The organism is Chitinophaga sp. 01L420 (assembly GCF_056399985.1).
Map to the genome: position 1 here is coordinate 55,564 of NZ_JBFTSK010000043.1, position 14,035 is coordinate 69,598.

The following is a 14,035-nucleotide window of genomic DNA, read 5'->3' on the forward strand; positions in this document are numbered from 1 at the left end:
TGACGCTTTCTCACAAATACAGTATCCTCATGATCGGTGGTTCTGCCGGGAGTATGCCTGTATTGGTGGAGTTGCTGAATCAGTTGCCATCTCCCTTTTTTATACCTGTGGTGATCATTCTGCATCGGTTAAAAAATGTAGAGAGCGAACTGGACAGATTGTTATCTGTACAACAAACCATTGTAGAACCAGAAGACAAAGAAGCATTATTACCAGGAAATATTTACCTGGCTCCGCAAAACTATCATTTACTGATAGAAGATGATAGTACCTTTTCCCTCGATTATTCTGAACCGGTAAATTATAGTCGCCCTGCTATTGACCTGAGCTTTAGCAGTGCCGCTAGTGTGTTTGGCCCTGCCGTGCTGGGACTTTTACTCAGCGGCGCCAATAAAGACGGCGCAGCCGGATTATGCCGTATTGTTGCTGCCGGTGGCACAGGGATTGTACAGGACCCGCTTACAGCTGAGTTTAGTATGATGCCCCAGGCGGCTATGGACCTTTGCTCCGGCGTACAACCGATGCCGGTAAATGACATCATTCATTATTTAAGACAAATAAGCACAGCAAATAAAAGTTGACAAATGAAGCAGCACAAACCGAAGACGTTTACCATCCTGCTAGTAGATGATAAAGCGGAAAACCTGGTATCCCTGGAACACATGCTGGAAGGAGATAACCGCGAAATCCTGAAGGCCACATCCGGTAATGAAGCATTAAAAACAGTCCTGCGTCACAATGATATCGGATTAATTATGCTCGATGTACAAATGCCCGATATGGATGGTTATGAAGTGGCGCGGTTATTACAGGCAAATCCCAAAACAAAAGATATCTCCATCATTTTTGTTACGGCTATCAACAAAGAGGAACAGTATGTGATGCGGGGCTTTGAAGAAGGTGCAGTAGACTACCTTTCAAAGCCACTGGATATAAATATCACCCGGGCCAAAGTCAGCGTGTTTGAAAAACTATACCTGTATCAGCAGGAGCTGAAGGAAGCCATGGTGGAAAAAGAAAAGGTCAACAAGCAACTGGAGCGTTTTATGTATGTAGTAGCTCACGACCTCAAATCTCCTTTGTCCGGTGCAATCGGCCTGCTGGCACTCATCAATGAAGATGAGCGTATCCAGAGCGCCCCTGACCTGAAAGAATACATGACGATTGTATTAGGGGCAACTAACCACCTGACAGAAATGATTACTTCTATGCTGGATTATACCCGGCAAAGTGAAATGGAACAAACCATTGAAGACGTAGATGTACACGAACTGATCGCACAATTGTCGCACTTGTTATTTCCACCGGCACATATCGGCATCGAAACCGTTGATAAGCTGCCGGTGCTGGAAACCAACAAACTAAAACTGCAACAGGTTTTTCAAAACCTTATTTCCAATGCCATCAAGTACAATGATAAGAAAGAAGGAGTCATTACGATTGGAGGCACCGACAAAGGTGAGTTTTATGAATTTTATGTAAAAGATAATGGTCCTGGTGTGGCCAAACGTGATACGGACCGCATATTCAAGTTGTTTGAAAGACTGGATAATGATGGTAAGGGCGATGGCACCGGGATCGGTTTGAATATCTTCAAGCTGCTGGTAGAAGAGCAGGGGGGCAAGGTATGGGTCGAATCTCAGCCTGGAGAGGGTAGTACTTTTTATTTCCTGTGGAGGCAGCGGTATTAGTATTATTCAAATATCCACAGCCGGCCACTGATCTGTTGCGTGGTAACGGGTAAACAGGATACCTTTAATATTTTATGTTCCAGCTTCCATATCCAGTTGGTAATAGAATTTTCGGGAGAAGAAAACAGCATTACTGCTTCTTTATAGATGTCGTCTATATTCAATGCCTTATTCCGGAGTTGCATCATCGCATCAGAAAGAATAGCTGGTAATTGTTCTCCCGGTCCTGAAAGTCCCAGCAGGGTTGCCCCTTCCTGGTTTACCCATCCGGAAAATCCATCATTGTTAATGAACACCAATGCATACGGGATGGTATGCAGTATTGCTGCAAAACGGATGGCTACGCGCTGAAAGTATAGTTGCTGCTGAGAATGCAGCAGTATTTCCTTCAGGCGTAAACGGATAGTTTCTATGCATTCCAGGAAGTCATTATTAAACTGCTGGGGCGCACTCCAGCCCAGTATCAGCAGACTGTTGTTGGGCGTTGTATTAATGGGAATAATGATAGCAGAGGAAAAAGCCTGTAATATTTCCTGTAACACATTTTCCTTTGGCGGCGGAATGTCGCGCCAGTAAATAGTTTTAAACCCCTGTGTATACAACAGCTTTTTTATAGGCTCCGGGTTTAATACCATATCATTCAAATGCACGGGCGATGCACATTTCACCTTCGCTGTTTCCTCATCTTCAAATTCAAGCTGCAGGGCAATATCCGCCTCTGTAAGATTTTTTACAAGAGAAATACTGAAGGCAAGAAAAGAGGAAATATGTTTGTCCTTATCCCAGCGACTCGTTTGGTTGATAAAATTTAATGCTTTACGCTCCCAGGTACTCACAGTATGAAATTGAAGTATGAAATAATTACAGAAATGATCGTATGGCAGCAATAACTTCTTCCGGTGCACTGATATGCGGAAAATGTCCGTGGGTTTTTACTTTCGTCCGCCGGCTGTTGGGTATGTTGGCTTCCAGGTATTCGCTGACGATGGCAGGTACCGCAATATCATTCTCTGTTTGTACCACCAGGGTAGGAATGGTGACTTTGGGCAAAGCATCCCGGTGATCCATATAAAAGATGGCCTTTGCAACCTGTATGGCTACGTCCGGCCGTATCGCCTGAAGTGATTCCGCAAAAGCAGCGGCTAATTCCGGTCTGTCTTCATTTCGCATGGCCAGTTTAGAAAAACCACTTGCCCAGGCATGGTAATTTCCTTCCATGGCTTCAAAAAGACTGGTCAGCGCATGATTATCAAATCCACCTATATAACCATCTTTAGGATCGTTCTGGTAACGGGGACTGGAACCCAGCAGTATGAGGCGTTCTATCATGCCAGGATAATGGTTGCTGGCCAGCAGACCAGTCATACCACTTACCGAATGGCCAATAAAAGTGACATTTTTTACTTCCAGTGCCTGGATAATATCGGCTATATCTGTAGCGTAACCGTTTACAGACTCATAACGTTTAGGACTGTACGCTTTCATCTGGGCTTTACCGCCGCCAACATTATCAAATAATACAATCTGGTAATCTTTTTCGAAGGCTGGGATAACTTTTGAAAAGGAGGTCTGGTCTATTCCAAATCCATGGGAAAATAGGAGGGTTTGTAGGGCATCCTGGTTACCAACCACGTGAATATTATTTCTCTGAATAATGTCCATAACAACAATTAATATTTGAAAATGATGAACTATAGCCGCTAACAACCAGGTTATTTGAGAAGGCGGACTAATCCGGATAGGGGTGCGCTATTTCGGTTTAGTCCGCTTTATTTGGGCTTTCCTCCCTTCGGGAAGTCACATTTTCAAATATAAGTAATTCCTTCGAACCAACTACTTACTAACCTCCAGCACTTTAAATGTGCCGGGAGCAATAGTGGCCTTGGTTTCACCTGCTGCAGGTAAAAAATCAGCTACGGGCAGGTACACATGATGTGTTTGTGGATCCTGCACCAGTGTTCTGGCGCCTTTACGGGTAGGTATGGTTGCTTGGGAGAGATATTTATCGGCGCTGGTTTCCTGTATAACGGATAAGGTACCTTCGCCGTTGGCCGCAAAAATGATTTTCTCCGCTGCATCAAATGCCACGCCATCGCAGCCGTCGCCAATAGGCAGCGTGGCCACAATTTTTCCGTTGTCGGCATTGAGTACTACCAGCACCTTATTATCGCAACCGGAAAATAAGCGGTGGGTAGCCACGTCTATCGCCAAACCGGTAGGCGCTTCTCCTTTGCCCAGCGACCAATGCGGGCCGGCAGTAAAAGTATGGGCATCTACTTTCACCACTTCGCTTTTATCTTCCAGGTTAACATAAATATTTCCCTTACCATCCGTAACCGCTGTTTCAGGGCTGCCGCCCAGCGCTACGGTAGCCACTACCTGGTCATTACCAGGGTCAATGACAGTGAGATTTGCACTGTTGCCATTACAAATAATGATTTTCTGAGAAAAAGGATCAAACAGAATAGCATCGGGCTTAGCCCCGGTTTTGATTTCTCCCAGCACCTGGTTGGTTTGAATATCAAATACTGTGGAGGTATTCAGTTTACCATTTGTGGTATATCCTTTCCGGAATTTTTCCGCAAAAGCAACGCCATGTACCCCGGTGGTGTTGGCAATCATGCCGGTGCTGTCGCCGGTTTTTTTATCGAGGATATTTACAGCAGTACCATGGGCCGCATATAATTGCCCATTGACCGGATTCAGGGAAATGTAATCCCATTTGCCGTCGCCACCGACCTTGAAGGTCCGGCTGACATGATATTCGGATTGCGCCATCACAGCGGCGGAGGACAGGAAAAAAAGAGTAGTCAATATCTGTTTCATAGCAGTGAATTATTATGCGGCAAAACTCGTGTTTGATTCTGGAGACAACCTGTAGTCTTTTTACCTAACACTAAATACCCCTTGCTTTTTTGAACCGCTTTTCTATATATTTACGTTTAAACCTTTTGGTGATTGATGCACTTGCCGGATACCGCGCTGCTGGAACGTATGCAATTGCTGGATGATAAAGCTGCTTTTGATGAATTATATCACCGTTACTGGGAGAAATTGTACATCGCAGCTTACGCCAGACTGCAGAATGATGCAGACGCAAAAGATTGTTTGCAGGAAGTGTTTGTGGCCCTTTGGCATAAGAGAAAGGATATCGTGATCCGGCAGCAGCTGGATGCCTACCTTTTTATTTCGCTCAAATACCGTGTGCTCAATCATCTCCGCTATCACCACAACTACCAGAAACACCTGGATGTTTTTGCAGATTTTCCAATGCCTGTTTTGCCTTCGGCAGATGACCACCTTTTTTTGACGGAAATACAGGCGGTCATTGCCGCTACAATCGCCGATATGCCTGAGAAAATGCAGGAAGTATACCTGTTGAGCCGGCGTGACGGACTATCGGTTCAAGAAACAGCCACCCGGTTGGGCATCTCCGGTCAAACAGTAAAAAATCAGCTGACTACCGCACTGAAACGACTGAAAGACAAACTAAAGCACTACAAATAAAAAATATTTTCTCACCCTATAGTACCACCTTTTTACACAGGTGTCTTTACTACTACAAATGGTTAAAGCGTGGATGCTCAAGATAAAATAGCAAAGATCCTCCAGCGGCTTGAAACCGGAACCTGTACTCCACAAGAACTGCAATGGCTGCAGGACTGGTATGAAAACCAGTCTGAACAATCTATGCATACATTCCGGGACGAAGCCCACAAGCAACAGCTGCAAACAGATATGTTACAACATATCCATGCAGAGCTGGAGCCGGTACAAGCACCCGTAGTACGGATGCGGTACCGCTGGCAGATCGCTGCGGCTGTACTGGCCGGAGTTGTAGGGGCGTGCAGCTGGTGGTTTCTGAGCACCTGGCAGCCCCGCCATAAAATGATCATTGTGCAGGTGGCCACCGGGCAACAACAGGAACTCGTATTGCCCGACAGCTCCCGTGTATGGCTCAACGCAGGCGCCAGAATGGAATATCCGCAGGAGTTTGGCAACGTGCGTACCGTGAAACTGGATGGAGAAGGATTCTTTGACATAAAACAGGACGAGCAACATCCGTTTGAAGTGCATACCGTCGAACTGAATGTGCAGGTACTCGGTACCTCCTTTGACGTAAAGGCTTACAGCACCCTGGATGAAACACAGGTAACCGTGAAAACAGGCATGGTGAAGGTGCTGCACGCACAAAAAGGGCTCGATGTACTCAGTGCCAACGACCAGCTCATATTCAGCCGGTCGGCGCAGCAATACATGAAATCAAAAGCAGACAACCAACAGATCAATGAATGGGCCAACGGTATGATCAGCCTTTCGCAGGTAGGTTTCGCAGAACTGGCCCTCACACTGGAAAATCAATATGGTGTACATATCCGGTTTAATCCGGCAGAAATGAAACAGGACGAATATACACTGCGATGCAGCAAAGAACTAACCATTACGCAGGTCCTGGACCTGGTAAGCAGCATACATCCTGTACAATATGATATAAAGGAAAAAGACATTACGATACACCGCAAAAGCTTTTAGCCATTAGCTGTTAGCTTTTAGCAAATGCAGCGGAGATAATCATATGTTGGTCTTCGCTGCATTTGCCAACAGCTAATTGCTAAAGACTAACAGCTAAAATCCGCATACAAGGAGGATGCAACCAAAATAAATAGGATGGACATGGAAGCCATCCCTGCGATAGCTATACCCTTTTAGCTGTTAGCTTTTAGCAAATGCAGCGGAGATAATCATATGTTGGTCTTCGCTGCATTTGCTAAAAGCTAACAGCTAAAAAAAACCGCATCTGTTGGAGCAGACACGGTTTTAGAAAGTTATACAACAGTCAGGCAGTGATTTGCAGACACGCTTGATGACTGTTATATGCATTTAGTTAACACTAAAATCAACCAAATATATGCAAAAATCGCTTACGCTAACTTTTATACCAGGTCTTATGAGATGGAGCGTAATGGTCACTGTTTTTATACTGGGAGGTATTACCCTCCTGTATGCTAATAACGGGTACAGCCAACCGTTACAGCAAGTCAGGGTGACAGAGAAATTTGAGAACGAATCACTCGCATCGTGTGTTAAAAAACTGGAATCGGGTTACCACCTTTCTTTTGGTTATGATAACCAGGAATTGGTACGCTACCAGGTGAAGAAATTAAAATTTGTAAACGAGCGGCTGGAAAAGGTATTACAGGCCCTGCTGGAAAATACGCCACTGAAGTATGTAGAAAAAAACGGTGTACTGTTGATCGTGAAACAGGCAGCACCGCCTATCGTTAATTTGCAACAAACCGGTCCCGGTAAAATAAAAGGTGTTGTCAAAGAAGGTGAACAGGGACCGCCAGTGCCAGGCGTTACCGTGAAAGTTGCCGGAACAAAATATTATGCGGTCACCAATATAGAAGGTGGCTTTGAAATATCATTGCCCGCCGGCACCTATCACCTCACTTTTACCTCCATCGGCTACGGTGCAGAAGAACTGAAGGCGGTGAAAGTATTACCAGGAGTGGTGACATCAGCCACCGTGAATTTATTTATCGCTGCATCGCGTTTAACCGAGGCCGTAGTTATTGGTTATGGCGTGCAGGAAAGACGCAGCCTGTTGGGAGCGGTGGCTACCTACGAAGCCAGCAAGGAATCCGGACAAATGCCGCTGACCATTGATCAGGCCATGATCGGTAAACTCCCCGGCGTATTCATCGCCCCCTCCAGCGGCGTGCCGGGAGCCGCTTCCAACATCACCATCCGGGGTATCAGCACCCTCAATACCAATGGTAACTCCCCGTTGATAGTGGTGGACGGCGTACCCATTTATGGGATTGATCCCAACCTGAATACAGTAGACTATAATAAAGGTAACTCCCCCGGATTCGCTTATGGCGGCAACCAGGTAGTAAATGAATACCGGCAACCTACCACCTTTGAAAAAAATCCACTCGCCACCCTCAATCCGGATGACATTGAATCTGTGGAAGTATTGAAAGACGCCTATTCTACTGCCATATACGGCTCCCGCGGCTCCGCCGGCGTCATCCTGATCACTACCAAAAAAGGAGCGAAAGGAAAAATGCGTGTAGACGTACAGGTGAGTACTTCACTGAGTAAACCAAGGGAACTGCCCTCAATAATGACCGGTGATCAATACGCCGATTTTTATACAGAACTGTTCCGGCAAAAAGATTCTATCGGCAAGGCAACCTCCGGTAACTGGTACACTCCCCTTAATTATAACTTTTCTAAAGGTAACGGCACCAACTGGCTCAACGAAGTGGTCCGCAATGCCTATGGCAACAATGCAGTAGTGTCGATGAGCGGAGGAACGGACAAGTCCAACTACTACGTGAGTCTCGGCTATAATAAAGAACAGGCTTATATTATTAACAACGACCTTACCCGCTACCAGGGCCGCGTGAACTTTGATAACCAGATGAGCAAATCCCTGAAAATAGGTGTGAGCATGACGTTGAATCAAACCACCAATAACTCACTTAGTGCGCAGAATGTATATCGCTCTGCTATTCAGAAAGCACCCAACATCGGCATATACGACAGCACCGGCAAATACAACTGGTTGTATGGTAACAACCCTACCGGCCCGGAGGAGGTGTCGAACCCGGTAGGAGAGGCCCGTTCAGGTAAAAATTATAATACTGATAACCTCGTGCTGGGCAATGTTTTTGCCGATCTCAAACTATTGCCCTGGTTAAGCGCACACTCCGATGTAGGAATAGACTGGATCAGCTCCCGTGCTTATGACCGTATCATTGACCGCCCTCAGACAATTGGCGGCTCCGCTACCGAAACGCAACAACAACTCCGTAAATGGGTCATCAACAACCGCCTTGATATCAATAAGGTCATAGGAAATGGACATGCAGTGAGTGCCATGCTGGGACAAAGCTTCGAGAAGTCGGTAGAAAATACCAACAGCGTAAGCGGCAAAGGTTTCCTGAACGATGACATGCTCAGTATTCTTACTGCCAAAGACAAAAGAGTACAGAACTCTCTGCAACAGCAGTGGGCACAGGTATCTTTCATGAGCCGACTGAATTATGAATATAAACATAGATACATGGCCGGCATTACCTACCGCCTGGATGGGTCTTCCCGGTTCTCCGCCAATCACCGCTATGTAGGCTTCCCTTCCTTTGCAGCAGGATGGGCACTCAGTGAAGAAAGCTTCCTGAAAGGGAGCAGAGCTGTTGAACAACTGAAATTACGCGCCAGTGTAGGGTTTACCGGTAATGACGGTGGCAACGGCTACTACGGTAACCAGGGTCAGTATGTGATCAATGTATATGGTGCTACTTACGGTAACACCCCTACGATCGACAATCAGCAACCCGCTAATCCCAACCTACAATGGGAACGCACCACCACCTGGAACATCGGCGCCGACTATAGCTTATGGAAGGGACGGATCAGTGGATCAGTCGATTACTATCGCCGTCAAACATCCAATGCCATCCTGCAGTCTGCCCTGCCTTATTTCATGGGCTTCGATCTGCAGCAGCAAAACCGTGCAGACCTCACCAATAAAGGCATTGAGTTTAGTATCAACAGCCAGAATATGGCGACGAAAGATTTTCACTGGAATACCACTTTCAATATTTCCGGCAACCGCAATACCGTGACCCGTTTGCATCAGATTGATGAAGAACAGCTGGCCGCAGAAAATGAAACCACCGGTGGCCGCTTCTGGCGCGTAGGACATTCTGCTACCGCTTTTTATTTATATGACTGGGCCGGTGTGAATGCCAGCAACGGACAGCCACAATGGTCAGATAACAGCGGTAAGGTATCTGAAGTACCTATACAAAAACAATATCCGGATGCACCCTATGTAAACCGGAAATACATGGGAGATGCCATGCCCGTTGTTTTTGGAGGATTAGGCAATACATTTACCTGGAAAGGATTTGAGCTGAACTGTTTCTTCTCTTTCTCCGCCGGTAATAAAATGTACAACGGTGCCAAAGCAGCCATGTATAGCTACCTGGGAAGTTCTTCTTTTGCCAATAATGTATACAACCTCTCTTCGGATTTGGTGAACTACTGGAAAACGCCCGGTCAGAAAACGGATATTCCCGCATTGATCAATGGATCCAACTATTCACAGGTGGGCTTTGGTACCTCGTACGACTATACGTTGGACCGGAAAAGCTCCCGCTTCCTGGAAGATGCTTCTTTTGTAAAACTGCGTAGCCTCTTGCTGGGGTACAATTTCAATGACCAGCAACTGAAAGGCGCCAGAATATTTACCGCATTGAAATTGTATGCAGAAGTAAACAATCTCTTTATCCTGACGAAGTATTCGGGGCTGGATCCGGAAGTGAGTGCATACGGCTCCTCTGCATTGAACATGGGATTTGATGAACTCACCATGCCTTCTCCACGTACCTGGAGAGTAGGTATTAAGGCATCTTTCTAACATTATAAACTGAGCTGGATATGAAAAAATACAAATACCATATAAGCCTGTTTACGTTGTTGCTGGTGATGAGCGCCTGCAACAAACAACTGGACCTGAAGCCGGAAGGCACCATGGTAGAATCGGAGTTATTGAAAAATGAACAAACTACGGAAAGCTACCTCGGCAGCACTTACCTGGCCTTGATGGATGCTGTGGCAGGAGACAATTACCTGGTGGGAGATGAGACCGCAGGTATCACAAGTACCTTCGATCAGAATATCATCAAAGGCACCATGGACCCACGCGATGATCGATATGCAGCCATCTGGTCCAAGCCTTATGCGGCCATTAACCAGTGCAATGTGATCATTTCCCAGTTGCCCAAATATGCGAAGTTCGATAAAAGCAAACAAGCCATATTCATTGCGGAAGCGAAGTTTATACGCGCCTATTGCTATATGGCCTTGCTACGGCTCTACGGTGATGGTGCATTACAGGGAAAATCCGGCAATATGGGCGTGCCGTTGCGACTGGAACCCTTTGACGGATACGATGGTTCTCAGGATGTAGCGAGGGCCACTAATGGAGACGTTTATACACAGATACTGAAAGACCTGGATGCAGCTATTCCCGACCTGCCGGTCACCCGGGGTGATGCACTCAGTCAGGGTAGCAGGGCTACCAGAGGGGCTGCAAACGCCCTGGCGGCCAGGGTTTGTTTGTATAGCCAGGCATACGATAAAGCGGCAGTATATGCACAGGCAGTCATGAGTACCAATACATATCATCTGCAACCCGCCTTCTGGGACCTGTGGCCGGATAATTATACTACCAGCGCAGGAAGCTATCCGCTGAACAGTGAAATGTTGTTTGCCCTGCCGGAAAGTTTCAACAAAACTGCACGGCCAAATGATAACAATGGCATTTACTATGTATATGGCTTCAGCAACCCGCTCCCGGATTTTCTGAATACCTATACTGCCGGTGATGAGCGCAGGGATAGCCTGATGCTGTATCATCACCCGGTAATGCGCAAGTTTACGGATCAGAACATCCGTGACAACGTGCCCCTGATCCGTTTACCGGAAGTGATGCTCACACTGGCGGAGGCCCTGGCGCAAACCAAAGGAGTGAACAGCGCTTCCATTGATTTACTGAATACGGTATATGCCCGCGCCTATACGAAAAAGGGAGTGCCAAAAGTATATACTACCGCCGACTTTGCCACACCGGCAGCATTGGTGACCAGGATCTTACAGGAACGCCGCTGGGAGCTGGCCTTTGAAGGGTTTGCCCGCTTTGATGCCATCCGCAGCAACAACGCACCTAATCCGCAATTGCCAGCCAACCGCTATGCGTGGCCCATACCGCAGCACGAAATAGATATTACAAAAGGCCTGATCAAACAAAATACAGGCTATTAATTATCATACGGGAAACTCAAATAAATGCAAATGAAAAAAATCATCGCCGTCATTTCAGGAACTATGATCTGTATCGGCAGCTATGCCCAAACCCAGCAACAGATTGTACTGCAGGGAACCATTACGGGGGATCTGAAAGGACATAACAAAATGTATATCTACTCACGTACCTATTCTGATTCTGCTGTCATAGACAACGGTCATTACACGCTTCATATTCCTTTCACAGAGCCGGTGTATCTCATGCTGGTTCCGGAATATGTGCTGGCTGAGCGACAAATGTATTCTCCCTTTGGAATCCTGATGGATAAACCGGTTACCTATACCGTCACCACCGATGTGGCAAAAGGAATGAGCGCTTCTGTTGTAAAAGGCTCCGAGGCAGTAGAAGTATTGCAGGCTTATGGTAAACAAAAATCTGCTGCATGGAATAGCATAACTGCCGAGCTGAAGAAAGAATATGGTAAGCCATGGATGGAGGAAACAGATCCGCACTACGCAGCATTTGAAGTAAAACAAAAAGCCCTGCAGCAGCAATACCTGGTTCCATTACTGCAAAAACTGATAAAGGATCATCCCAACTCCTATGCGGCAGTATTCAGTTTAGGAGAGGCAAGGGAGATGATGAGTCCGGAGCAACAGGAACGACTATGCGCTGGTTTATCTCCCGAAATGAAAAAAACAAAGGAAGCCAAAGAATTTCAGCAGTTTACACAAGGGATCAGGAATTCAGCTGTAGGCAAAAAGGTAAATGATTTTACCCTGCCCGATGAAAAAGGTCAGTCGCTCGCTTTCAACAATTTCAAAGGAAAATATATACTGATAGACTTCTGGGCCAGCTGGTGCAGTCCCTGCCGGCAGTCGTTTCCGCATATGCGTGAGGTGTACCAACAGTACAAAGATCAGAACTTCGAGATCTACAGCATCTCCATCGATAAAAGCAAAGCCGACTGGCTGAAAGCAGTGGCACAGGAAAACAATCCATGGAAACAGGCATTGGATAATATCAATATTGCAGGTAGCGGTTTCGCGATCACAGGAGTACCCACTACTTACCTGATCAGCCCCGAAGGCACTATCCTGATGAAGGAAGTAGGCTTTAATCCGGATGGCAGCGGCGAAATAGAAAAGAAGCTGGCAGCGCTTTTTGGCGGCAAAGTAAAGACCAATGAAAAACCAGCGAAAGAAGAAGGCAAGGTGATAGAAGCCATGCCGATGGTGCCCATACAATAATTCATCTTTTTAAAACATACACTTTCAAATGAATAAGTACCAAAACAACATCGCTGGTATGCTATTGCTGGTGGCGGGGATTACCTCCTCCGCCTCCGCACAGCAGGCAAAGAAGTTCATTACGGTGAACGGTAAAATTAAGTTTCCGCCTTCGGCAGAACAACAGGGAAAATTCCCCTTCCGTGTACAGAAACAGGTGGGCGACGACCGCGTAACCATAGATACCATTCACCTGAAAGCAGATGGTACCTATAGTATTAAAATAGACGCTACCCGCCCGCAGTTCTATATCCTCAACGAGTTTGAAGAAGACAGGCTCACCATCTGGGCGGGTAAAGACAACCTGAAAATTGATTTCCGGGGCGAAGACACCGCGGTAATGAAAATAAAGAATCCGCCTTACGTGTTTATTGAAGGCAGCAAGGAAAATGACCTGATCAATGAGGTGAATTTTATCAATCACCGCAACTATCAGAACATGATTGAAGTTGGACAGTTGCAATACAAAGCTTCCCTGGCAAAAGATACTGCGCTGGAACGGGCCCTGGGTGAGCAGTTCAACTGGTTGTTTAATGATATGGGGGAACGTATTAAATTGCTGGTGAAAATGAATCAGCATACACCGGTACTGATGTATGCGCTGGATTTCCTGCATCCCATCAAGGATAAAGCCCTGATACTGTCTGAAATAACGCGCTTATCAAAAGAATACCCCTGGCTGGCAGAAGCTAAACAAAAGAGAATCGATATGGCCAACGCGGAAGCCATTGCAAAGAAAACAGGTATAGGCGCCGTAGCCATGGATTTTACGCAGAACAATACCGCTGGTAAAGCAGTTAAACTATCTGACTATCGCGGTAAATATGTGTTGCTGGACTTCTGGGCCAGCTGGTGTGGTCCTTGCCGTGCAGAAAATCCCAATGTGCTGGACAACTACGAAAAGTACCACAGCAAAGGGTTAGAGATCCTCGGTGTATCACTGGATGATAAAAAAGATGCCTGGCTGAAAGCTATTAAAGACGATGGACTGGAATGGGCACACGTCAGTGATCTCAAAGGCTGGAAAAATGACGTGGCAAAAGAATACAACATCCGCGCCGTTCCCAGCAATTTTTTAATTGATAAAGAAGGGAAAATTGTAGCCGTAGACCTGCGTGGAGAAGAGCTGACACAGAAGCTGGCAGAAATTTTTGGTAAGTAAATAGAATCACCTGTAATGTTAGATGTTATGAAAAAAGTATGGACACTGTTGTTAATCTGCTGTAGCA

The 14,035-nt window shown here is 46.2% G+C and carries 11 protein-coding genes; 8 read left to right on the plus strand and 3 right to left on the minus strand.

Features of this window, described 5'->3' with window-relative positions:
* Positions 1 to 29 precede the first annotated feature (29 nt).
* A complete protein-coding gene (locus AC1DP6_RS29155) occupies positions 30 to 581 on the plus strand; it encodes a chemotaxis protein CheB (protein WP_477058034.1) in 552 nt (183 codons plus the stop codon).
* Positions 582 to 584: 3 nt separating this feature from the next.
* The gene (locus AC1DP6_RS29160; protein ID WP_477058035.1) at positions 585 to 1,691 is read left to right on the plus strand and encodes a sensor histidine kinase; all 1,107 of its coding nucleotides are present in this window, start codon (positions 585 to 587) and stop codon (positions 1,689 to 1,691) included.
* Positions 1,692 to 1,693: 2 nt separating this feature from the next.
* Here the strand turns inward: AC1DP6_RS29160 and AC1DP6_RS29165 are convergent, their stop codons facing one another.
* From AC1DP6_RS29165 to AC1DP6_RS29175, 3 genes are all read right to left on the minus strand, one after another.
* Positions 1,694 to 2,527 carry a hypothetical protein gene (locus AC1DP6_RS29165; protein WP_477058036.1) on the minus strand — a complete coding sequence of 278 codons (834 nt, stop codon included), beginning with the start codon at positions 2,525 to 2,527 and terminating at the stop codon, positions 1,694 to 1,696.
* A 25-nt stretch (positions 2,528 to 2,552) separates the two neighbouring features.
* Entirely contained in the window at positions 2,553 to 3,353 is an 801-nt protein-coding gene (locus AC1DP6_RS29170) for an alpha/beta fold hydrolase (protein WP_477058037.1), read from the minus strand.
* A 171-nt stretch (positions 3,354 to 3,524) separates the two neighbouring features.
* Positions 3,525 to 4,517, minus strand: coding sequence for a YncE family protein (locus AC1DP6_RS29175; RefSeq protein ID WP_477058038.1), 993 nt, complete (start codon positions 4,515 to 4,517; stop codon positions 3,525 to 3,527).
* A 135-nt stretch (positions 4,518 to 4,652) separates the two neighbouring features.
* Here AC1DP6_RS29175 and AC1DP6_RS29180 point away from each other — a divergent pair, with 135 nt between their 5' ends.
* The 6 genes from AC1DP6_RS29180 (at position 4,653) to AC1DP6_RS29205 (ending at position 13,968) form a co-directional block, all read left to right on the plus strand.
* Positions 4,653 to 5,198 (plus strand): RNA polymerase sigma factor, encoded by a 546-nt coding sequence (locus tag AC1DP6_RS29180; protein ID WP_477058044.1) that lies wholly within the window; start codon positions 4,653 to 4,655, stop codon positions 5,196 to 5,198.
* 69 nt (positions 5,199 to 5,267) lie between these two features.
* Complete coding sequence (locus tag AC1DP6_RS29185; protein WP_477058039.1) at positions 5,268 to 6,224, plus strand: FecR family protein; 957 nt, start codon at positions 5,268 to 5,270, stop codon at positions 6,222 to 6,224.
* A 415-nt stretch (positions 6,225 to 6,639) separates the two neighbouring features.
* Positions 6,640 to 10,128 carry a SusC/RagA family TonB-linked outer membrane protein gene (locus AC1DP6_RS29190; protein WP_477058040.1) on the plus strand — a complete coding sequence of 1,163 codons (3,489 nt, stop codon included), beginning with the start codon at positions 6,640 to 6,642 and terminating at the stop codon, positions 10,126 to 10,128.
* Between the two features lie 20 nt (positions 10,129 to 10,148).
* A complete protein-coding gene (locus AC1DP6_RS29195) occupies positions 10,149 to 11,534 on the plus strand; it encodes a RagB/SusD family nutrient uptake outer membrane protein (protein WP_477058041.1) in 1,386 nt (461 codons plus the stop codon).
* A 30-nt stretch (positions 11,535 to 11,564) separates the two neighbouring features.
* Entirely contained in the window at positions 11,565 to 12,767 is a 1,203-nt protein-coding gene (locus tag AC1DP6_RS29200) for a redoxin domain-containing protein (protein ID WP_477058042.1), read from the plus strand.
* Positions 12,768 to 12,795: 28 nt separating this feature from the next.
* Positions 12,796 to 13,968: a redoxin domain-containing protein gene (locus AC1DP6_RS29205; RefSeq protein WP_477058043.1), complete on the plus strand. Its 1,173-nt coding sequence runs from the start codon at positions 12,796 to 12,798 to the stop codon at positions 13,966 to 13,968.
* Positions 13,969 to 14,035 lie beyond the last annotated feature (67 nt).